Below are 21,912 nucleotides of genomic sequence, written 5' to 3'. Positions count from 1 at the left end.
TCCGGTCGGCACGCAGCGGCCGCCCGTACGCCTCATAGCCGCGAACCTGGTCTCACGCCCGCGCCGGAATGCCGCCTTCGCCCGTTATGCACCTGGCTAGACCCCCTCATGACCCACGGGAGTTCGCTGTGACCGAGACACAGATCAAGGACCGGCTCAAAGCCGTGCTGAACGGGAGCGCGCCGGACACCGCGACCTCGGAGCACCCGCTGATCGTGCCCGGCGCCATGCACCCGAACCAGGCCCTGCAGGTGCTGACGCTGGCCCAGCGCACGGCCGAGGAACACATCGCGATCGCCAACCGCCAGGCCGAGAAGATCCGCACGGACGCCCAGGCGGCCGCCGATCAGATCGCCAAGGACGCGGAGGCGCACTCCAGGAACATCCGCAAGGAGGCCGACCGGGTCCTCGCCGAGGCACGGGCGGCGGCCGCGAAGGCCGCCCGCGAGGCCCACGCGCAGGCCGAGGAGACGCGCCGCAACGCCGAGAAGATCGTCTCCGAGGCGCGCGATCAGGCGCAGAAGATCACCGGTGACGCCGAGGAGCACGCCGAGCAGCTCAAACTGCAGGCGCAGCAGCGGTACGAGGACGCCGTCGGGAGCCTGGGCTCGAAGCGGGAGGCGCTGCAGCAGCAGATCGAGTCGCTCGAGGAGTTCGACCGCGAGTACCGGGCCCGGCTGACCACGTTCATGCAGGGCCAGCTGCGGGCGCTGTGGGTGGACGTACCGGTCGTGGGCGACGAGCTGGGGGCGCCCGCGCCCGCCGGTGACGAGCTCGGGGCCCCCGCGCTGGTCGTCAACGAGCTCGGGGCGCCCGCGGAGGAGCTGGCCGCCGAAGAGGCGGGGACCGGAAAGTGACCCCTCCGTTCGGCCAGCACGTCCTGGCCGTTCGACCGCGCCGCCATGGCTGCCGCCGTACCGGTAAATAGGGATGATTCGGACATGACACCACACTTTTCCCGTCGCCGCCGGGCGGCCGTGGCCGTGGCCGCCACCGCGGTGGCGGCCACGCTCGCCGGGTCGTTCTTCATACGCGCCGACGCGAGCACCACCTCCTGGGGTACGCAGGTCGCGCGCTACACGTTCGACGACCCCGACGCCGGCAGCCTGCTCGACCTCTCCGGCCACCGGCACGTGCTCGCGCCGGTCAGCGGCGCGGGCGGCGCCGTGGCCACGATCCCCCGCGGCGACGGCGTGGCCCTCACGTTCCCGGCGGCCTGCCACGAGGAGCCGTGCCCCCGGGTCGCCCTGCGCGCCCGCAGCTCCGAGGACCTCAACCCGGGCAAGCGGCTGATCCGCTTCGGCGCCTCCGTGCTGCTCGCCCCGGACCAGACCACCAAGGGCCAGAACGTGCTGCAGAAGGGCTACTCCGCCCGGGGCAGCCAGTACAAGCTGCAGATCGACGGGCTGGCCGGCAAGCCCAGCTGCGCCCTCGTGGACGGCCGGACCCGGCGCGTGCACATCGCGAAGAGCAGCATCACCGTCGCGGACAACGCCTGGCACAGCCTCGAGTGCCGGCGCAAGCGCAGCATGCTCGTGATCCGGGTGGACGGGGAGCGGCGCGGCAGCACCCGCATCCCGGCCGACCTGTCGGTGTCCAACCGCAACCCGCTGAGCGTCGGCGGCAAGGGCGCGTACACCGACAACGACCAGTTCCAGGGCGCGCTCGACGACGTCTGGGTGGCCATCGCCTGACGCCACGAAGCCGGCGCCCCCTCTCGGGTGGCGCCGGCTCATGTCGTTTCAGGCCAGGAGCTCAGGCCAGGAACTCGCTCAGATCAGGAGCTCGCCCAGATCAGCAGCTCGCCCAGATCAGCAGCTCGCCCAGATCAGGCGGCGAAGCCGTCGAGCTGGTCGCGGAGCTTCGCGAGCGCCTTGGTGAGCAGGCGCGACACGTGCATCTGGGAGATGCCGACCTGCTCGGCGATCTGCGACTGGGTCATGTTGCCGTAGAAGCGCAGGCTGACGATCCGCTGCTCGCGCTCGCTGAGCATGGCCAGCGCCGGGCCCAGCGCCACCCGCAGCTCGGTGAGCTCGAAGCCGTCGTCCATGCCGCCGATCGTGTCGCCCAGCTCGGTGCTGCCGTCGGCGTTGACCGGCGTGGAGAGGCTCGCCGCGGTGTACGCCCGCGCGCCCTCCAGCCCCTCGACGACCTCTTCCTCGGTGATACCCAGGTGCTCGGCGATGTCCGTCACCGTGGGCGACCGGCCCAGCGTGTGGCTCAGCGTGCTGTTGGCGCCCGTGATGGCCAGCCGCAGCTCCTGCAGCCGACGCGGCACCCGGATCGACCAGGTGCGGTCGCGGAAGTGCCGCTTCAGCTCACCGACGATCGTGGGGATCGCGAAACCGGCGAACTCCACGCCGCGGTCCAGCTCGAAGCGGTCGACGGCCTTGATGAGCCCGACCACGGCCACCTGGTACAAGTCGTCGGTGGGCTCGCCCCGGCCGGAGTAACGGTTGGCCAGGTGCCGGGCCAGCGGCAGCCACGCCTCGATCGCGCGGTCACGCAGAGCCGGGCGCGACGGGTGCCCCGCGGGCAGGCTCGCCATCGCAGTGATGAACTCACTGGCGCTGTCCGTGCTCGCCGACGCGTCCGTGCGGGTGTCGGCGTCGTGAGCGGGAACGGCGATGACGGTCATGAACAAGCTCCCTGTATCCGGCTGCCGGCGTCGGCAGCCCTCCGTACTCGACGGACAGGCCGGCACGGGGGACGCGCCGGCAGCCCGCGAGGTGCTGCGGTGTGCGGACGTCTTGCCCGCAAACAGGGCATGCTCAAACTCACCTGTACGGCCGGAAACCTCGCACCCAAAGGAGGTTGCGCTCCAGCCGGTCGGTGCGTTATTGATCAGCGCGTACGTGAATGACATTACTGTTCCCCGTCCATCCGCGTTCAACCGATCAGCCGGCGGAACTGCAGCGTGCTCGTACGGAACACCGCCCGCTCGACCACCCGCCGCCCCGGGCCCGGCGCGTCGACCATCCGCCACCGCCCGACCAGCACCCCGACATGCCCGTTCATCGCCACGAGGTCGCCGACCTTCGCGTACCGCGGCGTGACCCGGATGCCCCGCCGGGCCTGTGCGGCGGACGAGTGCGGCAGCCGGATCCCCACGGTCCGGTACGCCCCCGACGTCAACCCCGAGCAGTCCCACCGCGACGGCCCGCTGGCGCCGTGCGCGTACCAGTCACCTCGCTGAGCCCGGGCGTACGACACCACCCGCACCCGCGCCCGGGCATGTCGCCGGGACAGCTCGAGCGGCGTGAGCGTCGGCGCCTGACGAACCGCGACGGGCTTCCCGGCGCTTACCACCTTCCGCACGATCTGCGGAAGCGCGGGCGCGGCGTGCACCGGAGCGGAGGCGAACAGAACTGTGAAAGCGCCGGTAACAGCGGCCAGGCGCATGCGACGAGCGGACAGCTAAGTCTCCTCGATCGGCTCGGGACACGCGTGTGAGCTCCTGCGCCGGCGCGGTGCCGGTGCCGCCGCGAAAATGCGGACAGCCAGGACCCGAGCTATTTTTCTGGACAAAGGGGACGCTAGCTTGTGATGGGCACCACAAGTCAAGCCGCATATGGATAGAAATTAGTCAAGAAGACGCGCCGTCGATTCGTCGCGTTCAGTGGACGTTGAAGCTCCCACAGTCGAGGCCACAGGGAGGGGCTGGCGCGGTCAGCGGCACTCCGGGGGTGCGGTCGGTCTGCCGGCCTCGACCAGCGCCTGATTCACCTCCGTCACCGACGCGAACCGCCGGAAGCCGTTGCCGATCACCAGCTCCACGACCCCGTCCCGCTGCGGGTCGAAGTGCAGGACCGCCTCGTTGCGCAGCATGGCACGCAGCACCACCGCCTCGCCGACCGCTTCCGGGCCGTACTGCAGGACCGCCACCGCGTCCGTGCGTTCCGCCGCCTCACCGGCCGCGACCGCCCGGGTGAAGCGGCGTTTGTGCAGGTCCTGGACCACGGTCCGGTCCAGGCCGGCCGTGGCCGCGCCGTCGAGGACGCGTACGGGGATGTCGGCCGGGTCGTCCGGAAGGCTCAGGTCGAGCCGGGCGCAGAGGTCCGCCGGCGCGGCGGCCGGGGGTGGCGATGACGTGGGGGGCGGCTGGTCGCCCGTGAACCGGAGCACGGCCGTTCCGGCACCGGCGGCGACCAGTGTCAGGCCGGTCGCGGCCAGCGCGGTGCGGCGGCGGGCCCGGGTGCGGCCGCGGGCACGGATCTGTGCCGCCGGGGCGAGGGGGGCGCGGCTGACGTCCTCCTCCAGGTCCAGCAGCATGTCACGAACGGGACGCGGCATCGTTGACCTCCGGTGTTTCGTCGCTGAGCAGGTCCGCGAGCGCGGTGCGGGCCCGGGCGAGGCGGGCCTTCACCGTTCCGGACGGGACCCCCGTGCCGGTGGCGATGTCGCTGACCGACATGTCGAGCAGGTAGTGCAGGACCACGGTCTGCCGTTGCGCCTCGGGCAGCCGTTGCAGGGCGGCGATCACCGCGACCCGGTCGGGGGTCGGGCTGGCCGTGGTGGTGGGCTGACCGCCCAGCCGGGCCTGCGCCGCGAGCCACCGTTTGAAGCCGCGCCAGCGGTTGGCCGCCAGCCGCCACGCCACGGTCCGCACCCACTGCTCCGGGTTGTCGTACGCCGAGACCTTCGGCCAGTGCTGCCACGCGCGCGCGTACGCCTCCTGCACGATGTCCTGAGCGTCGCCCAGGTCACCGCAGACGGCGTACACGTGCAGCACCACGCGCCGCGCGGTGGCCGCGTAGAACGCGTCGAAGTCCTCGGTGCCGCCGCGGGTCATGGCGATGGTGTCCCTTGAGAAATCCGCACAGACGTAAACACCCCGGAACCGCCGGGCCGGTTGCCTCAGGCGTCGAGTTGTTCGACGACCTGTTTGCGGGCGTGCTGGTAGATCACCGAGCTGCGGAACCCGACGATCTCCCGCCGGCCGCTGAACTTGTCCATCAGGAACGCGTGCAGGGCGTCGACGTCCGGCACGGCGACGTGCACGAGGAAGTCGTCGCCGCCGGCCACGACGAACACCGACAGCACCTCGGGCAGCGCCATCGCGTACGCCTTGAAGCCGTCCATCACCGTACGGCTCAGCGGCCGGACCTGGACGTGCAGCAGCGCCTGGACCGGCCGGTTGAGGGCGGCCAGGCTGACCTCGGCGTGGTAGCCGGTGATGACGCCGCGCTCGCGCAGTGCCCGGACCCGCTCGAGGCAGGTCGACGGGGCGATGCCCAGCTTGCGGGCGAGGTCGCGGTTGGTCTGCCGGGGGCGGCATCGTGCACGCCACGGCCGTCGAACTGCACCACGAGACGTCCGCGCAGGCGACCGCCCGGGTACGGGCCATCGGCGGCACGCTGGCGGAGATCCTGCGTACGGCCCGGGCCACGGGCACCACCCCGGCGGAGGGGCCCGCGCCCGGGCCGAGAACGTCGTCGCGCGGGGGCGAGGCCGGCTGGCACGATGAGCGCTGTGGTGGCTCCCCCGCAGCTCGAGCTGCGTCCCTCGTACCCGATCCGCACCGAGCGCCTGCTGCTGCGCCCGCTGACCGCCGGCGACGCCGGTGCGCTGCTCGCGTACCGCAGCCGGCCCGACGTCTGCCGGTACGTGCCGTTCGAGCCGATGGACGGCGGGACGATCGCGGAACGGCTCGCCACGTACTGGGCGGCCACCGTCCTCACCGACGCGGGGCAGGGCATCACGCTCGGCGTCGAGCTCGCGGAGACCGGGGAGCTGGTCGGCGACGTGCTGCTGTACTGGATCAGCCGCGAACACCTCAGCGGCGAGCTCGGCTACGTCTTCCACCCCGGCCATGCCGGGCACGGGTACGCCACCGAGGCGGCGCGCGCCATGCTCCGGCTGGGCTTCGAGGACCTGGGCCTGCACCGCATCATCGCCCGCGTCGACGAGCGCAACGACGCGTCCGCCGCGGTCCTGCGCCGGCTCGGCATGCGCCAGGAAGCCCGCCTCGTGGAGAACGAGATGTTCAAGGGCGAGTGGACCACCGAGCTCGACTTCGCCATGCTCGCCTCGGAGTGGCCGGCGAACCGCTGACACGGGTCAACGGCCCAGCAGGGCCAGCGCCTCGGTCAGGTTGTGCTCCGCGATGTGCGCCATGAACGCACGGTCGGGGAAGTCGGTGTCGAGCAGCCGCAGCGGTCCCGCGGTCAGCGACAGCCGCTGGGTCAGCATGTACAGCGCGAGCCGGTCCTCGTCGAGCCCGTCGGCCGCCAGCCGTGCATAGTCGCGGCCGAGGCGGATCCGCAGGAACACGTGCTCATTCGACGTCGAAGTACAGCAGGTCCTCGATGTCGATGAGCACCGGACGGCCGTCGCGGTCGACGAGCACGTGGTCGAGGCCGAGCTCGCCGTGCACGACCGCGTACTCGCTGCGCGGCCGGACAGCGGCGGCCAGCTCCCGCAGCCGCTCCTCCAGCCGGTCCCGCGCCTCGGCGATCCGCCGGTCCCGGCCGGCCGCCTCGGCGAGGCAGCGCAGGGCGAAATCCAGGGCGGCCTGCTCGCACGAGGGCCACCGGGAGGCGCCGCCGCCGTCGATCACGGCCACTTTCCCGTACGCGCGAGCGCGATGTGCCCGCATCGCGGCCAGTCCCTCGGCGAGCCGTGCCATCGTCGGCTCCGCGGCGACGGGGTCGCGGGCGAGCCGGTCCATGAGGTTCCCGCCCGGGAAGTCCTCCAGCACCACGTGATCGGCCGGGTAGCGGGTACGGCTCCGGTCGATCGCGTACACCTCGGGAACCCGCAGCCCGAGGGAGTCCAGGCGGGCGTACGCGGCCTCGAAGAGGTCCGGGCCCACGCCGGCCGTGAACGGGTCGGCCGGGTCGTCGTCGTTCTCCCGCGCCGGCCAGTAGTTCTCGGAGGCCTCCCACAGATAGGCGACCGCCGTCGTGGCGTCGTCCATCGTCAGCCGGTACACGCCCTTGCGCGTTCCGCCGGCGAGCCGCTGCACCGCTTCGAGCCGGCGCCCTCCGCCCAGCGCGGCGCCCGCCACGGCGGCGAGATCGTCCCTGGTGACCGTTCTGGGCGCCATGGCCTCTCCCCCGTGATCAACCTGTTGTGTGCGTGCCTCATATTGAGCGCATGAGATCGCGTACGAGGGTAGTGACGGCGTCCCTGCTGGTGGGCGTGGCACTGATGGGTTGGACGACCCCGGCCGCCGCGGCGCCCGCGTACCCGAAGCCGGGCCGGTGTGTCGATCGGACCGACGTGCTGGGCGGCGCGCTGTGCGCGAAGGTGACCACGATCCTGAAGCGGGACGAGAAGGCGACCTCCGACGAGATCGCCGTCGCGGTCGTGCCCACCACCGGCGACGAGAGCATCGAGGCCTGGACGACCGGCCTCTTCAACAGCTGGGGCGTCGGCAAGAAGGACAAGAACAACGGGGTCCTGCTGGTCGTCGCCGTCGACGACCATCGGGTACGCCTGGAGACCGGCCGGGGTGTGACGAAGCGGCTGACCGACCGGGAGGCCAAGGCCATCGTGGACGGTGTCGTCACTCCGCGCTTCGCCGCCGGCGACTACCAGCTGGGTATCCTCGCCGGCCTCGACGAGGTCCGCCGCGAGCTGGGTCATTCCCTCCCGGCGAACGCCCGGCTCGAGTCCCTGGCCGAGCCTGCCGGCGACGAGCCGGATTCCGACTTCGTGTCCGGCGGCGGGACGGGGTCCGGCTACGTGGCCGACGGCGACTTCGCCTTCCCCGACGACTCCGGCGACGACGAGGGATCGGGGTCGGCCTGGGCCATCCTGATCGTCGCGCTGGCCGGGATCGGCCTCATCTTCGCGGTGGTCTCGCGCGCCGCCGGCGCCGTTTCCGGCGCGCCCCGCGGGAGTTCCCCGAGCTGGGTGCGCCCGGCCGGCGGGCTGAGGTCCCCGCACCACCATCACCACCACACCGCGTGGGTGGCCGGGAGCACCGACACGTCGGCGCCGACCTTCAGCTCGTCACCCGACACGGGCTCGAGCTTCGGCGGCGGCAGCTCCGACGGCTCAGGGGCGTCCGGAAGCTGGTGAAGCCGGCTGCTCGGCCTCCGAGCCGAGCCCGGCAGCGGCGAACACGGAGCACCCCCACGACGTTGCGTCAGTGGTGCGCGGAGGTGCTCCGGCCGCGGCTCAGCTGACCTTGCAGGACACCCCGTCGGGGGTGGTGCTGATCAGCTTCGGCTCGCCGCTGGTCACGCCCTGGAACAGCCCGCACAGCGCCGACCTGCTCGCGTCGCCGACCAGCGTCACGCCCGAGATGGTCGCCGTGTCGCCGAAGTTCGGGTTGATCCCGGCCAGGATCTTCAGGGGTACGGTGACCGTCACGTTCGAGATCTGCACGTGGCGCGCGAACTGCTTGCTGCAGTTGCCGCACGAGCGGTAGAGCTTGCCGATGTCGGCCGCCTGGAAGTCGCGGATCACCGTGGTGCCCGGGCCGTTGTGCTGGAACACCTTGTCGGCCGCGTGCATCGCCCCGCCGCCGACGATCGTCATGGTCTGAGCGGCCGAGGTGCCCTTGAAGGTCGCGGCGTCCTCGCCCACGTCCTGCCACCACACGTTGCGCAGCGTGCAGGTGCCGGAGCAGTGCACGCCGTCGGCCGCCGGGCTGCCGATGATCACGTTGGCCAGCGTGGCGCCGTCGGCGAGCTGGAACAGCGGGTCCTGGCCCTCGTCCTGACCCCCGTCGCCGAGCGCGCCACCGCCGACGAACCGGACGTTGCCGCCGTCGAAGCTGCCGCTGATCTTCCGGGTGGCGGTGAGCGTCTCGGTGCGTACGGGGGTCGGCCAGGACGTGGCCAGGGTCTTCGCGGCCGGCTGCGGTGCCGGCGCCGCGGTGGGCGTACCCGCGAACGCCGACGTCGTGATCCCCGCGGCCGCGACGAGCACCGCGGCGAAACCGGTGAACACCGCGGCACGTCGCCGGCGGCCCGGCCGGACGGTTCGTACGGTCATCGTCTGCCTCCCGATCGTGGTGGGACATGAACAGGTGGGCCGTACCGCCGGAGAGGTTGCCCGCGGCATCGAGGAAAGTCAGTGCGACAGGGCACCGACGCTGCCCTGCCGCACGCTGACCTTGCAGTACCCTTCGAACCCGTGGATCCCCTCCTGCCCGCCGATCCCCACCGAGCCGGGCGGTACGAGCTCGAGGGCCGGCTGGGCACCGGCGGCATGGGCACGGTCTATCTCGGGCGCTCGCCCGGTGGCCGCCTGGCCGCCGTGAAGATGCTCGACCCGTTGCTGCTGACCCACCCCGACACGCTCGTACGGTTCCGGCGGGAGGCCGAGACGCTACGGAAGATGCGCAGCGCGTACACGGCGACGCTGATCGACTGCGAGCTGACCGACCCGCCGTACTGGATGGCCACCGAGTTCATCCCCGGCGCCACGCTCGCCGACGCGGTCGAGGCCGAGGGCCCGATGACCACCGGCGAGTGCCTGCGGCTGATGGCGAGCCTGGCCGAGGGGCTCGCGGAGATCCACGGGCACGGCATCTGCCACCGCGACCTCAAGCCGCAGAACGTCATCCTGTCCACGACCGGCCCGCAGCTCATCGACTTCGGGCTGGCCCGGGACCCCACCGACACCGGCCTCACGCAGAGCGGCATCATCGTCGGCACCCCCGGGTACATCGCTCCCGAGCTGCTCACCGACGACCGGCTCTCGCCCGCCGCGGACGTGTTCGCGCTCGGGGCCACCGTCGCGCACGCGGCCACCGGGCGCCGCCCGTACGGCGCCGGCAGCGCCCAGGCCATCTGCCAGCGCCTGCTGCGCGAGGAGATCGACCTCGACGGCGTCGACGCGCGCCTCGCCGGGCTCATCCGGTCCTGTGTGGCCGGTGACCCGGAGCGGCGCCCGACGCCCGAGCAGATCGTCAGCCGCTGCCACCACCCCCGGCTCGGCGACACCGATCCGCACGCGGCCGCCATGCCGCCGCCGGTGAGCTGGTCCGGCACCTCCGCGGCAGCCGACCGCTCGAGCCTGTCCGGCCCGGTTGCGCCGGTGGACACCCCACCGCCGGCGACCGTCACGGCACGGCGGCGGGGCAAGCGGGTGGGGCTGGCGCTGGGCGCGGTCGCGGCCGCCACGCTGCTGTTCGCCGGTGGCGTGGGCGCGGCGGTCAAGTTCACCGCGAACGCCGAGGACGCGCCGGCCGCCCCCGTCGCGCAGGCCTCACCGGTGCCCTCCGCCACCCCGTCCGTACGGCCGTCCGTGCGCAAGTCCCCGTCGAAGCGGCCGACCAGCAAGGCGCCCGTACCCGTCAAGACCACCCGCAGCAAGCCGAGTCCTTCGCCGAAGCCGAGCACCGTCCCGCCCGTCACCACGGTGACCAGCGTCGACGGCCGCTGCATCCAGACGCCCGCCGAAGCCGCCAACGGCGTCAAGCTCAGCGCCGCGAAGTGCACCGGCACCAAGGCGCAGCGCTGGACGTTCACCCGCGAGGGCGCGCTCATGCCGGCCACCGCGACGAAATGCCTCGACATCGGCGGGAATGCGGGCGCCGACATCGACTACCGCATCCAGCTGTGGGACTGCAACTTCGGCGGTGGTCAGCTGTGGGTGCCGCAGACCGACGGCGCGCTCTACAACGCCGGCTCGGGCCGGTGCCTCAGCATCCTGCCGAAGTCCGGGGGCGGCCCGGCGCTCGCGATCCTGCCCTGCACCGGCAAGGCGAGCCAGCGCTGGCGGCTGCCGCGCTGAACTGCCCGTTCGGCTGAGCGGCACACCGGCGGCTCCGGGGCCCCGGCCCGTACGGTGACCACCGGTGAGACACCTGCGTATCGACCGCCCCGGCGACCGCGCCGAGGCAGCCCGCCGGATCGCCGCGGGCGCCATGATCGCCACCGCCTTCGGCAACTTCTACGCCCTCGTGGCCGAGCCCTCGCCGGACTCGCTGCGGCGGGTGAACCACGCCAAGGGCCGCCCCGCCGACCAGGTCGGCAGCGTCACCACGACGCCGGAACGGCTGAGCCTGATGTTCGACTGGCAGCGCCTGCCGCCCGGCGCCGACACCGCGGCCCTGCACGCGCTGATGGCCGAGCTGACCGCGCTGGGCCCGATCGGCTTCCGGGGTCCCGCGGCCGGCACGTTGCCGCCGCACCTGACCCAGGCGGCCACTTCGCAGGTCGTCGTCCCCGGCACCCGCTGCCCGTCCAACGCCTTCTTCGCCGAGGCGATGGACGAGCTGGGCACGGACCACCTGTACATCACGTCGGCCAACCGCTCCCGGCACCTCACCGGCCGCGACGAGGAGCCGGCGCACTGGACGGCCGTCGGGATCGCCGCCGACTTCGCCCACCTGGACGACTTCACCGTGCTCGCCCATGCCGACGAGCAGGCCGCCCGCGCTCTGCACCCCCGGCACCTGCCGATGTCGGTGACGCTCGCGTCCTTCCATGGCGCGCCGGGCGTCCTGACGGTGGAACGCCACGGGTCACTGCACGTGGACGACGTACGCGACATCGCCGCCCGGCACGGCCACACGGTCGAGCTGGCCGCGTCGGCCCGGCACCGGCTGCCCTTGCGCACCTACGTGCACCCCACCGGACGGGGCTGCGGCAGAATCACCGGGTGACACGAGCACAGGGTGATGCCCAGCCGCCCCAGGCGTCGATCTCCGAGGACCACTTCGTCAACCTGTACCTCGCCAAGGACGACCCCTGGGACGTCGCGACGAAGTGGCACGACCAGCGCAAGTACGCGGTCACCATGGCGAGCCTGCCCCGCGAGCGGTACCGGCGCTGCTACGAGCCGGGCTGCTCGATCGGTTTGCTCACCCGGATGCTCGCCGAGCGCTGCGACGAGGTGCTGGCGGTCGACTGCGTCGAATCGGCGGTGCAGCAGGCCGCCGAGGTGAACCACGACCTGGCGAACGTACGGGTGGCGACCGCGATGCTGCCCGCGGACCTGCCCGAGGACACGTTCGACCTGGTCGTGATCGGCGACCTGCTCTACTACCTGTCCGGCGACGACCTGACGGCCCTGCTCGACGGGCTGATCCAGCGGCTCGAGCCGGGCGGCGACCTGGTCGCGGTGCACTTCCGGGACCGGCAGGACGGCGGCAACTACGACGGCTTCAACGTGCACCAGGCGCTGGCCGGGCGACCGGAGCTGGACCGCCTCGTCCGCCACGAGGACGAGTGGTTCGTCCTGGACGTCTTCCGCGTCAGGGGCTGACGGTCTCCGAGCGGTCGGCGAGCACGCCGGCCGCCACCTGGAGCAGCGCCTCCAGGGCGACCTGCGGATCCGCCGGCGCCTCGGGGAACGGCTCGGGCTGCAGGCAGCGGTCGAGCAGCAGCTCCACCAGCGCCGCACGGTGCAGGACGTCGGCGGTCTCGACGGCGCCCGGCAGGATGCGGATCTCGACGGTGTCGCGTCGCGGGGTGTCGGTGAGCAGCTGGGTGAGGTTGACGTCGTAGAACTTCGTCAGCTCGCCCTCGGCGGCCGCCTTCTGCAGATCCTCGTACGAGGGGACGCCGCGCACCGCCTCGACGAGCGGCTCCGGCAGCGGCGCGAGCCGGCGGCACGCCGGGTTGGTCTGCAGCAGGGTACGCAGCGGCTCACGCCAGAACGCGAAGAGCCGTACGACGTTGGCCAGCGCGTCCGCCTCGCGGAAGGGCGCCCCGTCGAGGTGCAGGTGCACGGCCGCCTCGCGCGGCACGGTGAAGCCCAGCTCACGGGCGGGGCCGAGGAGCTCCTCCAGCGCCGCGCCGTGGTCGCGGGTGAGCGGCGGCGTCACAATCTCGCACGGCCGTTCCCGCCCCGCGCCCTGCCGCGCGGCCAGGGCGATCGTCGCCCCGCCCGGGTCCTCGAGCACGTACACGTCGTCGTCGTGCCGTTGCACCTTCGTGCCCCACAGCTGCGCCGCCCCGTCGAGCGCGGCCCCCAGCGTGCCGCCGGGATCGCTGTGCGCGGCGAGCAGGTGCAGCAACCGCCGGTCGTCGGTGAGGATGCGGAACCAGCCGGGCGCCGCGGGAGCCCGCGGGTCGAGGTCGGCGAGCAGCGTCACGTCGTCGACCAGCGTGCACAGCAGCGAGCCGTCCGCCCGGCGTACCTCGAAACCCTGGGTGAGGTGCAGGAACCGGCCCAGGCCCGGGACCAGGGACGGTTCGCTGTCGTGATGCCACACCGGGTGGACCCGGCCGCCGCAGCGGGCGGCCAGGTCCACGGCCAGGGTGCGCCGGCTGAGGCCCGGCGGGGCCATCAGCTCGATCTCGAATCCGGTACGCCGGAGCAGACGGGGGGTCACGGCTGGAACGGCAGGCTCTCCCCGGCCAGGATCTTCTTCCCGCCCGCGATCTTCGCCTCGTACGGCGTGGCCTTCTTCCACATCTTGGCCAGCCGCGCGGCGTCGTCGTAGTCGTAACCCGCGCGGAAGAACGCGTTGACCTGCTGCTCTTCCTTCGGGGTGGTGACGTCCGCGGAGTCCGGGTTGTTGCTGGGCCGGACCGGCAGCTTCTTGCCGTCGAGCAGCCACTGCCCGGCGCGCACCTTCACGGCATCGATGTGGTCGTCGTCCGACTTCAACTTCCATTTCTTGGCCAGCTTCACGGCGTCGTCATAGTCGTAGCCGGCGTTGAAGTAGGCGTCGTACTGCTTGCGGTTCTTCTCCATCGGGTTCGGCGCGGTCGGCGCCTCCGGCTTGCGCGGCGCGAGCGACGGGGACGGCGACGGCGTGACCGGCGCGGCGGCCGGCGCCACCATGGCCCCGTCGTTGCCGCCCGGGCCGGCGGGCAGGATCGACGGCAGGTTCAGCACCCCGGCGACCAGCCCGGCGCCGAGCACGGTGCCACCGGCGACCTGCAGGCCTCGACGGCGCCACAGGTAGGACCGGGACAGCTCCTGCACGCGGGCGTACACCTGCTCCGCGTCGGGAGCCAGGTGCTCGTGGCTCTCGAAGGCTTCGCGAAGCCGGTCCTCATTGTCGATCACGACGCCTCCTTGGCGTGAATCCTGTGCGCGAACTCCGGCGACAGCCGGAGCGTCTTCAGCGCCCTCGAGGCATGGCTGCGGACGGTCGCCGGCGAACAGCCGACCAGGTCGGCGATCGCCTCGTCGTCCAGCTGCTCGTAGTACCGCAGCACCAGCACCGCCCGCTGCTTGCGGCCCAGCGTGGCCAGCCGGTTCCACAGCGCGTCGGCCTCCACGACACCCTGGGCCGGGTCGTTCACCCCGCCCCGCGCGTCGTCGATGTCGACGAGCCGTTCCCCCACCGCGTGCACGTTGCGCACCGCCCAGCTACGCCGCCAGGACAGGTACTCGTTGAGCACCATCCGGCGCACGTACGCCTCGGGTGAGTCGGCATCGCTGATCCGCCGCCATTTCACCTGGGCCCTCGCCAGAACCTCCTGGACGACGTCCTGCGCGAGGTCGCGGTCGCCGGTGAGGACGACCGCGTACCGCAGCAGGCTCGGGAGCCGGGCCACCGCGAACTGCTCGAAGGTCACACCCAGTAGGACGTGCGCCGGGCCCCCGGGTGTGCACTCGAGATCAGATTTTTTCGGCCACTACCCCAGGATGCGGCAGGCGGCGGTGGCGGTCACGGCCGGGTCACTCTCCGACGTGACGGTGACCGGGACCTTCGTGCCCCGACGTCCCGCGCCGTCCCGTTCGACGTACACATCCACGGCCTTGGTCCGCCCGGCCGACACCTCGGTGATCTCCTTCGGCAGCCAGGCCGTCCAGCCGGCGGCCGGCGCGGCGGAGACGCGGTACACGTCGGTGGCCGCGCCGCCGGTGTTGCGGACCGGCACACGGCACCGCGCCCAGCCCGAGGACGGCACGACGGCCGCGGTGGGTGCGACCGCGACGCCGCGGGGCTGCGGGCCCGCGCCGTCCAGCGACCGTACGGCCACCGTGTACGAGAGCACGCCGGACGCGTCCCGGTGCGGATCGAGCACGTAGAAGTGGAGCCGGTTCGCGGTGTCGGCGTACTCGTCCTCGCTGCCCGAATCGGTGCCGGCGTGGAACAGGGCGTCGGACAGCTGCCGGTAATCGCCGACGGTCATCTTCTGCGGGGTGCCGTCCGGCCGTACGAAATCCACCTTGTCGATGTCCTGCGGGTTGGCGTCGATGGTCCAGATGAACGGTGCGGCGTCCTCGTTCTTGGTCTTCGCCAGCAGCACGCCGGAATCGGGCGTGAACGAGTCGAAGCCCATCCGGTCGACCACCTCGAGCGTGTAGTTGTCGTACCCGCCGCCGTCGCAGTACGGATCGGTCGCGGCGTCGCAGGCCGGGCTCGCGTCCCCGCCGTCCAGGGTCACGTTGATGCCGGAGATGCCGCGCTTCCCCGGCTCGACCTCGCGGGCTGTCACCCGGGTGACCACGACCCCGGACGCGGCCAGCGCGCTGCGGGAAAGGCGCAGCACGGACGCGTCATCGACGATGCCGAGCTTCAGTTTGTTGCGCAGCATGTGCTGGGCGCCCATGGACGCCCCGGCAGTCGCGGGAATGAGCCACCGGCTGTGCGGACCGCCGGGCCCGTTGAACGTGCCCCGGCTGAGCATTTCCCACGGCCCGCTGTAATCGCGGCGCGGCGGGACGGAGTACGGATTGTTGTAGTTGTCGCCGACGCCGAGGATGTGGCTGAACTCGTGTGCGTACGTCGACATGCCCGAGCTCTCGGCCTGCAGCGAGCTCCCGTTGGCGGCGTTGGGCCAGATGTTCGACGAGGCCTGCCACGACGTCCAGTCGACGTACCGGGTCGCGTTCCAATTGGGCAGCGCATCGTCCGGCGGCCCGAACGCGTCGCTCACCGCGTCCTTGCCGGGGAACTTCATCTCCCCGAATTCCTGCCACGTGGACGACTCGTCCTGCCCCGCGGCGAGGAAGAAGACGAAGTCGTACCGGTCGGCCACGGGCTCGCCGACGTCCGCGATCCAGGCGGCCCGCGCATCGGTGCGCAGATCCCGGCCACAGGTGTCCCCGGCGGGGCAGCCGCGACCGCGCTGCATCGAGTTCTCGATGCCGTACTCGTGGCCCTTGGACGGCATTTGATAGACCCCGAAAGCGCTCAGCTCGATGCCGTAGCGGCCGCCGGAATCCTCCATCCAGTATTCGTGGATGGTGTGGCCCCGGTTCAGCTCGCCGGGCCGGTTCAGGAAGTCGCGATAGAAGCCGGGTACGTCGGAACGCGCCAGGTCGTGCACGGAGAACGGGTTGCCGTAGATGGTGGAGTTCGCCGGCTGCGTCACGACGAACGGCTGGTTCGGGAAGTCGACGAGCACCAGCGCGCCCTGGAAGTTGCGGACCGAGCCGGGGGTTGCGGGATCAGCCCAGTCCGTACGCGGAACCGGCCGGTAGTCGTCCCAGGTCATGGTGTCCGGCAGCTCGTAGTTCTGCGGGTCGACCGGCTGCATCGCGCCTCTTCCGGGCGCGGGCTGGTCGCGCTGCCAGGGCTGCGTCTGCGGCCAATGGCGCATCCGCCACGGAGTGTCCGGCCCGGGCGGGGCGGGAGCCGCCTGCGCCGGGGTCGCCACGGCTCCGGTCACCGCCAGCAGCATTGCGCAGATCATCGAGGCCGAACGCCGTACCGTCATCGCCGCGCCACCCATCGATAGAGGACAGTCGATCGATCCTGGCATGCCGAGTGACCCGGATCAATCGGGCCGGGCGCCACCGAAATGGGGTGCGCACCCGGGGCGGCGTTCGTACGGTGACGGGATGTCTCTGGAAGCCGCCCGCGCCGCCGACGTCCTCACCCAGCTCTCCGGCGAGACCCGGCTGCTGGCCCTGGCCGAGCTGGTCCGCTGCGGCGGGAACGGCGCCAGCCTCGGCGAGCTGAGCTACCGGCTGGACCTGCCGCTGCCCAAGGTCGGGGACGCGTGCGCCCGGCTCGTTGCGCTGGGGGTGGCCGTCGGCTCGGGCAACGGGTTCTACCGGGCCCGGCTCGAGGGTCTGCGCGAGGCGGCCGCCGCGGTCGAGCGGGCGCAGCCCATCGCCGCTCTGCTCGGCGAATATCCGCAGCTCCGCGGCAACTTCTCGCACGGCCGGCTGACCAGCATGCCGCCGACGCTGAGCGACCGGTACGAACTCCTCGGCGAGCTGCTGTCCCGGTTCCTCGCCCTCGACGGCCTGTACGACGAGGACGAGATCAACAAGCGGCTGGCCGAGGTCACCGACGACGTGGCGGCCGTACGCCGGATGCTCGTCGACACCGGCTGGCTCGAACGCGACCGAGCGGGCACCACCTACGGGCCCGGCCGCTCCCGGCTGTAACGATCACCCCGGTGCCGCACATGTAGGTCCCGGATGCGACCCCCGCATCCGGCACCTGCAGGAGGCGGCGATGACCACGGTTACCGACACCCGCACGGCCGCCCGACCGGCAGCCCCGGCCCGGACCGGGCGCATGTACGCCCTGGACGGCCTGCGGCTGATCTGCGCGCTGGGCGTGGCCGGCTACCACTTCGGCGACTCGTGGCGGCTGGACGGCGTACGGCCACCGAAGCACTTCCTGCCGGACGTGGCGCCGGTGCTGATCTACGGGTTCCTCGGCGTCGAGGTGTTCTTCCTGATCAGCGGCTTCGTCATCGCCACCAGCGGGTGGGGCCGGACCGTGCGAAGCTTCGCCGTCTCCCGCGCCGTACGCCTCTACCCGGCGTTCTGGGTCGGCGTACTGCTCACCGCCGCCGTGGTGACCGCGCTGCCGGTGACCTACGGGGTACCCGTGAGCGGGCAGCCGTCCATCGGTGACGTCCTCATCAACCTCACCATGCTCGCCGAGCCGCTCAACACGCCCCTGGTCGACACCGTGTACTGGACGCTCTGGTGCGAGATCCGGTTCTACCTGCTGTTCGCCTGCCTCGTCGGCGCCGGGCTGTCCCGCAAGCGCGTCGCCACGTTCGCCACCTGGTGGCTCGTCGCCGCCGTCGTCATCCCCGCCCATCCGCGCTCGCTGGTGACCGACCTGGTGATGCCGGACTTCGCGCCGTACTTCATCGCCGGCGTGACCATGTCGCTGATGCGCCGCTTCGGCCCCGACCGCCGCCTCGGCCTGCTGCTGGCCGGCTGCTGGCTGGTCAGCCTGCAACGGGTCCACGTGCGCGTCCTCGACCTCAAACCCGGCTTCGCGGTCCCGGCCTGGCCGGCCTACCTCCTGCTGACCATCGCGTACGGGGTGCTGCTGGCCATAGCCCTCGGATACACCGACCGCCTCACCTGGCGCTGGCTCGCCACCGCCGGCGCGCTCACGTACCCGTTCTACCTGCTGCACCAGCGCATCGGATACAGCCTGATCCGCACCGCGTACGCCCACACCGGCCTGCCCGCCCCGGTCCTGATCACGGGTGCGGTCGCCGTCCTGCTGACGGTCGCCTGGCTGGTGCACCGGTTCGTGGAACGGCCGCTCGCGCCGGTGCTTGCTACCCTCGCGAACCCGTCGCAGAAAAAAGTCGGTAGCACCCGAGCCCCTGCCGAACATGTGAGGTCGTGAGCCAACCCACGGCGGATGCCGAGACCGCCTTCCGCGCCCTGTTCCAGGCCACGTACGACGACCTGGTCTGCTTCGTCGAGCGCCGCACCCACCTGGCGATCGCCGACGACGTGGTCGCGGAGGTGTTCCTCACCGCCTGGCGCCGCTTCGCCGACGTACCCGAGACGCTCGACGGCGCCCGCGCCTGGCTCTTCGTCACCGCCCAGCACACCCTGCGCAACCGCCAGCGCAGCGACCAGCGGCAACGCAGCCTCGCGCTGCGGATCCTGCGCGAGCCGGACGACACCGCCACCGCCGCGGAGGCCGACGGCGTGGCAGCCCGCGTCGACCTGGTCCGCGCCTGGCAGCACCTGAGCCCGGACGACCAGCAGGCGCTCACCCTGACGGTCTTCGAGAACCTGACCGGCGCGCAGGCCGCCCGGGTCCTCGGCATCTCCCGGCCCGCGTTCAGCGTCCGGCTCCTGCGGGCCCGCCGCCGCCTGCGGCGACACCTGCAGCAGCACGAAGCCACCGTCGGCCACCGCCACCCCACCTCCACCCCGATCTCCGAGACGGGAGCCTCGTTATGAGCCGCCACCTCGACCTCGACCAGGCCCTGCGCGCCGCCGCCGAACCGGTGCCCGCCCGCGTCGGACAAGCGCCCGCCCAGGCGCTCCTCGACCGCATCGTCGCCTCCACCCCCGACGCAGCCCCCGCATTGACCGGGGCGCGCCGCACCGCACGCCGCCGACTGATCACGGTCGCCGCGGCGGCCCTGGCCGTCAGCGCCGCCGCACTGACCCTGCCGAACCTCGGCGCGGACCGTGCGTACGCCAGCTGGACCCCCGACGCCCGGCCCCTGCCCGCAACCCAGGCGGCCACCATCGTCGACCGCTGCGTACCGGACGTCGGTGCACCGGCCACCGCGGAGGAGGCCCGCAATCCCCGCCTCGTCCTCGGCGAACAGCGCGGCGCGTACGCGTACCTCAGCATCACCACGAAAACCTGGACCGCCACCTGCTTCCGCGACCACGACGGCACGGTCCGCGGCGCCAGCATCTTCGCGGCCCCGGTCACCGACGCGCAGCTCGGGCGCGAGGGCGTCGAACTGCAGGCGTACGGCCAGCTGCGCACTGAGGAAGGCTATTGCCGGCTGATCGCCGGGCACCTCGGCTCGGAGGTCACCGGAGTCACCATCACGGTGCCGAAGAGCCCGGCGGTGCACGCGACGGTGAAGGACGGGTTCTTCCTGGCCTGGTACCCGGAGCCGGACGGGCCACAGAGCGAGGGCACCGAGCTGGCGTTGCGGCTGAGCCACGGCAGGACGGTGGACGGCCTGCTCGCCAGCGACCTGTACGACGAGCCCCGGCTCAAGTGATCTGACGAAGCGGACGGCGGCGCCGGACATCGTGTCAGCGCCGCTTCCTCTCAGGAATCACCTAAGCGTTCGTTCAGTGCGGGAACGGATGAATCGCCCATTGCGCTCGAACTAGACAGGGCAAACAGAGCGAACAAGCCAAATCTTCTAATCTGCGTTCTGCAGACTGCGATGCGCGAACCGCCTAGTCATGAGTGAAGCTTGCTGACGGCTGGCTCACGACTGACGATGGCTTCAGGAGGTTCGCCATGTCTGCGGAATCAGTCACCTCATCGAACCACCGGATCTTCTACCCCGGCCCGGACATCGTGGTCACGGACGTCTCCATAGAGACCCCCTCAGCCCGCTACCCGGTACGCCGGCTGACGATCCTGGACCCCCAGCAGATCTACGCCTACCCGGGCCTGATCGTGGCGCTGTACTGCGGGGCCATGGAACTCCTGCTCGCCATAACCATCGCCGCACTGTACGGCTCGGCTGAGGCGCTGCTCTGCACAGCCGGCGTCGTCGCAGGCAGCGGCATGGCCGGAGCGATTCTGGTCGACAACCGCCGCAACCCGCGATGGATGGAACTGACCGCGCTGTACGAGGGACGCCTTGTCGTGCTGTTTTCCACCGACAACCACCGCGTCTTCGGGCAGGTGCACCGAGCGGTCGTCCGCGCCCTGGAAGCCAACCGCCCACCGCGACCGTGAGGACGCGCACTCGCCCTGCACCACCTGCTCGACCGCTCTAGCCGGCCCGCATCCCGTCGCGGATCGACCGCATCATCTGCAGAGCCCGGTCCCCCGTCCGACCATAGTCGAGCAGATCCTGAAAGAGGGCGTTGTGCCGATCGGTCGAGCCCTTGTCGGCGAGCAGGAAGTCGCGTCCCGCGGCGCCTTCGACAAACAGCACATCGGCATGGCTTTTGTCGAAGAACTTGAGAAGTTCGAATGATCCGCCGAGGCCCGAGTGGTGCTCGAGATCGAGCGGCGCGACGCCGAAAGTGAACTTGGTGGCATCCTGGGCCAGCTCGAGGAGGTGTTCGAGCTGGCGCGCCATGACGGCCCTCCCACCGATCGGGCGCCGGAGCACCGACTCGTCGAGGATCGCCACCACCCGGGGAGGCTTCGGTCCGTCCATACGCTCGGACAGAGCTTTCTGCCGATCCAGCCGCAGCTCGACTCGCGCCCGCACCTGCTCGTCGTTCGGATCAGCCCGCAGTGTGCGCGCGGTCACCGCGCGAGCATAATCGCCCGTCTGCAAAAGCCCGGGAACAAACAGCATCTGCCAGGCTTGAATGACGGAGGCCTCGTTCTCGTAAGCCACGAAATCGGCGTAGTCGCCGGTAAGCCGGTGCCGGCTGTACCACTGCCGCGATCTGGAGGTTCGCGCAAGCCGTGACAGTTCCGCGTGAAGATTGGCATCAGTCACGGCATAATGGTCCAGCAGAGCGCGAACTTCCAAGGGCTGAATTGACACTTCACCCTTTTCGATTCGGGTCAGCTTCGAGACGGACCATTCCATGGCCCCGGCCACGGAACTGACGCTCAGGTCAGCTTCCTCACGCAGCGTCTTCAACCGCTGAGCCACGTTCACTTTGGCGATCTTCGGACCGACTGTGGCCGGCATGACGGAGCTGTCCGATGCGTCCGGCACGCCCATCCCCCCTGCCGTCATCAGCAATCTGCAAAAGGCAGGTGGCTGGCACCCACCCGCGAAAGCCTACCGCATCATCGATGACCGGTCATGTCCCTGCGGACCGGGCTCCAGCGAGATCCGATCGGCGGATCCAAGACAACGAATATCCGGTACGCTGGGTGATCGGTTGGCTCCGACGGTGTAGCCCTGCCGCCGGCGCAGCTTGAGGCGTTCAGCTACGCCGATATGCCGCCCATATGACGTGGCCTTTCGGCCTCGTGGGCCGTTCGCAGGAGGCACAGTGCACGACCAGACGCAGCCTGGATGGCACAAAAGCTCCAAAAGCAGTGGCGGAAACTGCGTGGAGATCAAGCGGGAAGACGATCGGGTACTCATGCGAGACTCAAAAGATCGCTCGGGACCCGTTCTGAGTTTCGACGTCGATACATTCCGCGCACTCATTGCGGACCTGAAGGCAGGCGGCCTTCCAGCCGATTGACGAGCG

Annotated in this window: 26 protein-coding genes; 13 read left to right on the top strand and 13 right to left on the bottom strand. The window is 71.3% G+C overall.

The genetic code is table 11. From position 1 onward, the window contains the following. The first annotated feature begins 128 nt into the window (after positions 1-128). On the top strand, positions 129-857 hold the full coding sequence (locus tag COUCH_RS05335; RefSeq protein ID WP_249610977.1) for a hypothetical protein: 729 nt from the start codon (positions 129-131) through the stop codon (positions 855-857). Between the two features lie 84 nt (positions 858-941). After that, positions 942-1,694 carry a LamG-like jellyroll fold domain-containing protein gene (locus tag COUCH_RS05330; protein WP_249610976.1) on the top strand — a complete coding sequence of 251 codons (753 nt, stop codon included), beginning with the start codon at positions 942-944 and terminating at the stop codon, positions 1,692-1,694. Between the two features lie 134 nt (positions 1,695-1,828). Here the strand turns inward: COUCH_RS05330 and COUCH_RS05325 are convergent, their stop codons facing one another. From COUCH_RS05325 to COUCH_RS38810, 5 genes are all read right to left on the bottom strand, one after another. Continuing rightward, a complete protein-coding gene (locus tag COUCH_RS05325) occupies positions 1,829-2,638 on the bottom strand; it encodes an RNA polymerase sigma factor SigF (protein WP_249610975.1) in 810 nt (269 codons plus the stop codon). 251 nt (positions 2,639-2,889) lie between these two features. Next, positions 2,890-3,309 carry a C40 family peptidase gene (locus COUCH_RS05320; RefSeq protein ID WP_249610974.1) on the bottom strand — a complete coding sequence of 140 codons (420 nt, stop codon included), beginning with the start codon at positions 3,307-3,309 and terminating at the stop codon, positions 2,890-2,892. A 360-nt stretch (positions 3,310-3,669) separates the two neighbouring features. Beyond that, positions 3,670-4,272, bottom strand: a complete 603-nt coding sequence (locus COUCH_RS05315; RefSeq protein WP_249610973.1) for a LytR C-terminal domain-containing protein — start codon at positions 4,270-4,272, stop codon at positions 3,670-3,672. Position 4,273: 1 nt separating this feature from the next. Then, positions 4,274-4,792: a SigE family RNA polymerase sigma factor gene (locus COUCH_RS05310; protein ID WP_249610972.1), complete on the bottom strand. Its 519-nt coding sequence runs from the start codon at positions 4,790-4,792 to the stop codon at positions 4,274-4,276. A gap of 65 nt (positions 4,793-4,857) precedes the next feature. Next, positions 4,858-5,490, bottom strand: coding sequence for an Lrp/AsnC family transcriptional regulator (locus COUCH_RS38810; RefSeq protein WP_275980125.1), 633 nt, complete (start codon positions 5,488-5,490; stop codon positions 4,858-4,860). Here COUCH_RS38810 and COUCH_RS05295 point away from each other — a divergent pair. Further along, positions 5,464-6,054: a GNAT family N-acetyltransferase gene (locus COUCH_RS05295; RefSeq protein WP_249610971.1), complete on the top strand. Its 591-nt coding sequence runs from the start codon at positions 5,464-5,466 to the stop codon at positions 6,052-6,054. The two genes, COUCH_RS38810 and COUCH_RS05295, sit on opposite strands and share 27 nt — an antisense overlap. A gap of 6 nt (positions 6,055-6,060) precedes the next feature. On the opposite strand, the gene COUCH_RS05290 is transcribed toward COUCH_RS05295, so the two are convergent. Together COUCH_RS05290 and COUCH_RS05285 are read right to left on the bottom strand one after the other, a co-directional pair. Beyond that, positions 6,061-6,273, bottom strand: coding sequence for a hypothetical protein (locus COUCH_RS05290; RefSeq protein WP_249610970.1), 213 nt, complete (start codon positions 6,271-6,273; stop codon positions 6,061-6,063). Between the two features lie 4 nt (positions 6,274-6,277). Then, positions 6,278-7,048: a phosphotransferase gene (locus tag COUCH_RS05285; RefSeq protein ID WP_249610969.1), complete on the bottom strand. Its 771-nt coding sequence runs from the start codon at positions 7,046-7,048 to the stop codon at positions 6,278-6,280. 50 nt (positions 7,049-7,098) lie between these two features. On the opposite strand from COUCH_RS05285, the gene COUCH_RS05280 reads away from it, so the two are divergent. Beyond that, positions 7,099-8,028: a TPM domain-containing protein gene (locus tag COUCH_RS05280; RefSeq protein WP_249610968.1), complete on the top strand. Its 930-nt coding sequence runs from the start codon at positions 7,099-7,101 to the stop codon at positions 8,026-8,028. Positions 8,029-8,127: 99 nt separating this feature from the next. On the opposite strand, the gene COUCH_RS05275 is transcribed toward COUCH_RS05280, so the two are convergent. Continuing rightward, entirely contained in the window at positions 8,128-8,949 is an 822-nt protein-coding gene (locus COUCH_RS05275; RefSeq protein WP_249610967.1) for a pectate lyase, read from the bottom strand. Between the two features lie 141 nt (positions 8,950-9,090). Here COUCH_RS05275 and COUCH_RS05270 point away from each other — a divergent pair, with 141 nt between their 5' ends. From COUCH_RS05270 to COUCH_RS05260, 3 genes are all read left to right on the top strand, one after another. After that, complete coding sequence (locus COUCH_RS05270; RefSeq protein WP_249610966.1) at positions 9,091-10,695, top strand: serine/threonine protein kinase; 1,605 nt, start codon at positions 9,091-9,093, stop codon at positions 10,693-10,695. A gap of 64 nt (positions 10,696-10,759) precedes the next feature. After that, the gene (locus tag COUCH_RS05265; RefSeq protein WP_249610965.1) at positions 10,760-11,569 is read left to right on the top strand and encodes a hypothetical protein; all 810 of its coding nucleotides are present in this window, start codon (positions 10,760-10,762) and stop codon (positions 11,567-11,569) included. Continuing rightward, entirely contained in the window at positions 11,566-12,171 is a 606-nt protein-coding gene (locus COUCH_RS05260; protein WP_249610964.1) for a class I SAM-dependent methyltransferase, read from the top strand. Before COUCH_RS05265 ends, COUCH_RS05260 begins: the two co-directional genes overlap by 4 nt. Here COUCH_RS05260 and COUCH_RS05255 read toward each other — a convergent pair. From COUCH_RS05255 to COUCH_RS05240, 4 genes are read right to left on the bottom strand one after another with little or no spacing between them, the layout of a single operon-like run. Next, entirely contained in the window at positions 12,161-13,243 is a 1,083-nt protein-coding gene (locus tag COUCH_RS05255) for an amidoligase family protein (RefSeq protein ID WP_249610963.1), read from the bottom strand. The genes COUCH_RS05260 and COUCH_RS05255 overlap by 11 nt on opposite strands. After that, positions 13,240-13,926, bottom strand: coding sequence for a hypothetical protein (locus tag COUCH_RS05250; protein WP_249610962.1), 687 nt, complete (start codon positions 13,924-13,926; stop codon positions 13,240-13,242). Before COUCH_RS05250 ends, COUCH_RS05255 begins: the two co-directional genes overlap by 4 nt. Next, positions 13,923-14,441: a SigE family RNA polymerase sigma factor gene (locus tag COUCH_RS05245; protein ID WP_249610961.1), complete on the bottom strand. Its 519-nt coding sequence runs from the start codon at positions 14,439-14,441 to the stop codon at positions 13,923-13,925. Before COUCH_RS05245 ends, COUCH_RS05250 begins: the two co-directional genes overlap by 4 nt. Before the next feature lie 60 nt (positions 14,442-14,501). Continuing rightward, complete coding sequence (locus tag COUCH_RS05240) at positions 14,502-16,532, bottom strand: M6 family metalloprotease domain-containing protein (protein ID WP_249610960.1); 2,031 nt, start codon at positions 16,530-16,532, stop codon at positions 14,502-14,504. A 124-nt stretch (positions 16,533-16,656) separates the two neighbouring features. On the opposite strand from COUCH_RS05240, the gene COUCH_RS05235 reads away from it, so the two are divergent. The 5 genes from COUCH_RS05235 to COUCH_RS05215 all read left to right on the top strand — a co-directional run bounded on the left by COUCH_RS05235 (position 16,657) and on the right by COUCH_RS05215 (position 20,479). After that, positions 16,657-17,211 (top strand): DUF2087 domain-containing protein, encoded by a 555-nt coding sequence (locus tag COUCH_RS05235; RefSeq protein WP_249610959.1) that lies wholly within the window; start codon positions 16,657-16,659, stop codon positions 17,209-17,211. Positions 17,212-17,281: 70 nt separating this feature from the next. Further along, positions 17,282-18,427 (top strand): acyltransferase family protein, encoded by a 1,146-nt coding sequence (locus COUCH_RS05230; protein ID WP_249610958.1) that lies wholly within the window; start codon positions 17,282-17,284, stop codon positions 18,425-18,427. After that, on the top strand, positions 18,424-18,996 hold the full coding sequence (locus COUCH_RS05225) for an RNA polymerase sigma factor (protein WP_249610957.1): 573 nt from the start codon (positions 18,424-18,426) through the stop codon (positions 18,994-18,996). The genes COUCH_RS05230 and COUCH_RS05225 overlap by 4 nt, the downstream gene beginning before the upstream one ends. Continuing rightward, a complete protein-coding gene (locus COUCH_RS05220) occupies positions 18,993-19,784 on the top strand; it encodes a hypothetical protein (RefSeq protein WP_249610956.1) in 792 nt (263 codons plus the stop codon). Before COUCH_RS05225 ends, COUCH_RS05220 begins: the two co-directional genes overlap by 4 nt. Before the next feature lie 248 nt (positions 19,785-20,032). Continuing rightward, complete coding sequence (locus tag COUCH_RS05215) at positions 20,033-20,479, top strand: DUF6232 family protein (RefSeq protein ID WP_249610955.1); 447 nt, start codon at positions 20,033-20,035, stop codon at positions 20,477-20,479. Positions 20,480-20,516: 37 nt separating this feature from the next. Here COUCH_RS05215 and COUCH_RS05210 read toward each other — a convergent pair whose 3' ends face one another. Beyond that, positions 20,517-21,431 carry a helix-turn-helix domain-containing protein gene (locus tag COUCH_RS05210; protein ID WP_249610954.1) on the bottom strand — a complete coding sequence of 305 codons (915 nt, stop codon included), beginning with the start codon at positions 21,429-21,431 and terminating at the stop codon, positions 20,517-20,519. 238 nt (positions 21,432-21,669) lie between these two features. Here COUCH_RS05210 and COUCH_RS05205 point away from each other — a divergent pair, with 238 nt between their 5' ends. Next, a complete protein-coding gene (locus tag COUCH_RS05205) occupies positions 21,670-21,906 on the top strand; it encodes a DUF397 domain-containing protein (RefSeq protein WP_346015969.1) in 237 nt (78 codons plus the stop codon). Positions 21,907-21,912 lie beyond the last annotated feature (6 nt).

The organism is Couchioplanes caeruleus (genome assembly GCF_023499255.1).
GTDB classification, from domain to species: Bacteria; Actinomycetota; Actinomycetes; order Mycobacteriales; family Micromonosporaceae; genus Actinoplanes; species Actinoplanes caeruleus_A.
Note: the sequence above shows the minus strand (reverse complement) of the source record. Positions and strands in the feature narration are given on the sequence as shown.

What these genes read in the sequence shown, in the direction of transcription:
- COUCH_RS05330 (WP_249610976.1), top strand. Translation starts at nt 942, where the DNA reads ATGACACCACACTTTTCCCGTCGCCGCCGGGCGGCCGTGGCCGTGGCC.
- COUCH_RS05325 (WP_249610975.1), bottom strand. Translation starts at nt 2,638, where the DNA reads ATGACCGTCATCGCCGTTCCCGCTCACGACGCCGACACCCGCACGGAC.
- COUCH_RS05315 (WP_249610973.1), bottom strand. Translation starts at nt 4,272, where the DNA reads ATGCTGCTGGACCTGGAGGAGGACGTCAGCCGCGCCCCCCTCGCCCCG.
- COUCH_RS05310 (WP_249610972.1), bottom strand. Translation starts at nt 4,792, where the DNA reads ATGACCCGCGGCGGCACCGAGGACTTCGACGCGTTCTACGCGGCCACC.
- COUCH_RS05295 (WP_249610971.1), top strand. Translation starts at nt 5,464, where the DNA reads ATGAGCGCTGTGGTGGCTCCCCCGCAGCTCGAGCTGCGTCCCTCGTAC.
- COUCH_RS05285 (WP_249610969.1), bottom strand. Translation starts at nt 7,048, where the DNA reads ATGGCGCCCAGAACGGTCACCAGGGACGATCTCGCCGCCGTGGCGGGC.
- COUCH_RS05280 (WP_249610968.1), top strand. Translation starts at nt 7,099, where the DNA reads ATGAGATCGCGTACGAGGGTAGTGACGGCGTCCCTGCTGGTGGGCGTG.
- COUCH_RS05275 (WP_249610967.1), bottom strand. Translation starts at nt 8,949, where the DNA reads ATGACCGTACGAACCGTCCGGCCGGGCCGCCGGCGACGTGCCGCGGTG.
- COUCH_RS05240 (WP_249610960.1), bottom strand. Translation starts at nt 16,532, where the DNA reads ATGACGGTACGGCGTTCGGCCTCGATGATCTGCGCAATGCTGCTGGCG.
- COUCH_RS05235 (WP_249610959.1), top strand. Translation starts at nt 16,657, where the DNA reads ATGTCTCTGGAAGCCGCCCGCGCCGCCGACGTCCTCACCCAGCTCTCC.
- COUCH_RS05230 (WP_249610958.1), top strand. Translation starts at nt 17,282, where the DNA reads ATGACCACGGTTACCGACACCCGCACGGCCGCCCGACCGGCAGCCCCG.
- COUCH_RS05220 (WP_249610956.1), top strand. Translation starts at nt 18,993, where the DNA reads ATGAGCCGCCACCTCGACCTCGACCAGGCCCTGCGCGCCGCCGCCGAA.
- COUCH_RS05215 (WP_249610955.1), top strand. Translation starts at nt 20,033, where the DNA reads ATGTCTGCGGAATCAGTCACCTCATCGAACCACCGGATCTTCTACCCC.
- COUCH_RS05210 (WP_249610954.1), bottom strand. Translation starts at nt 21,431, where the DNA reads ATGGGCGTGCCGGACGCATCGGACAGCTCCGTCATGCCGGCCACAGTC.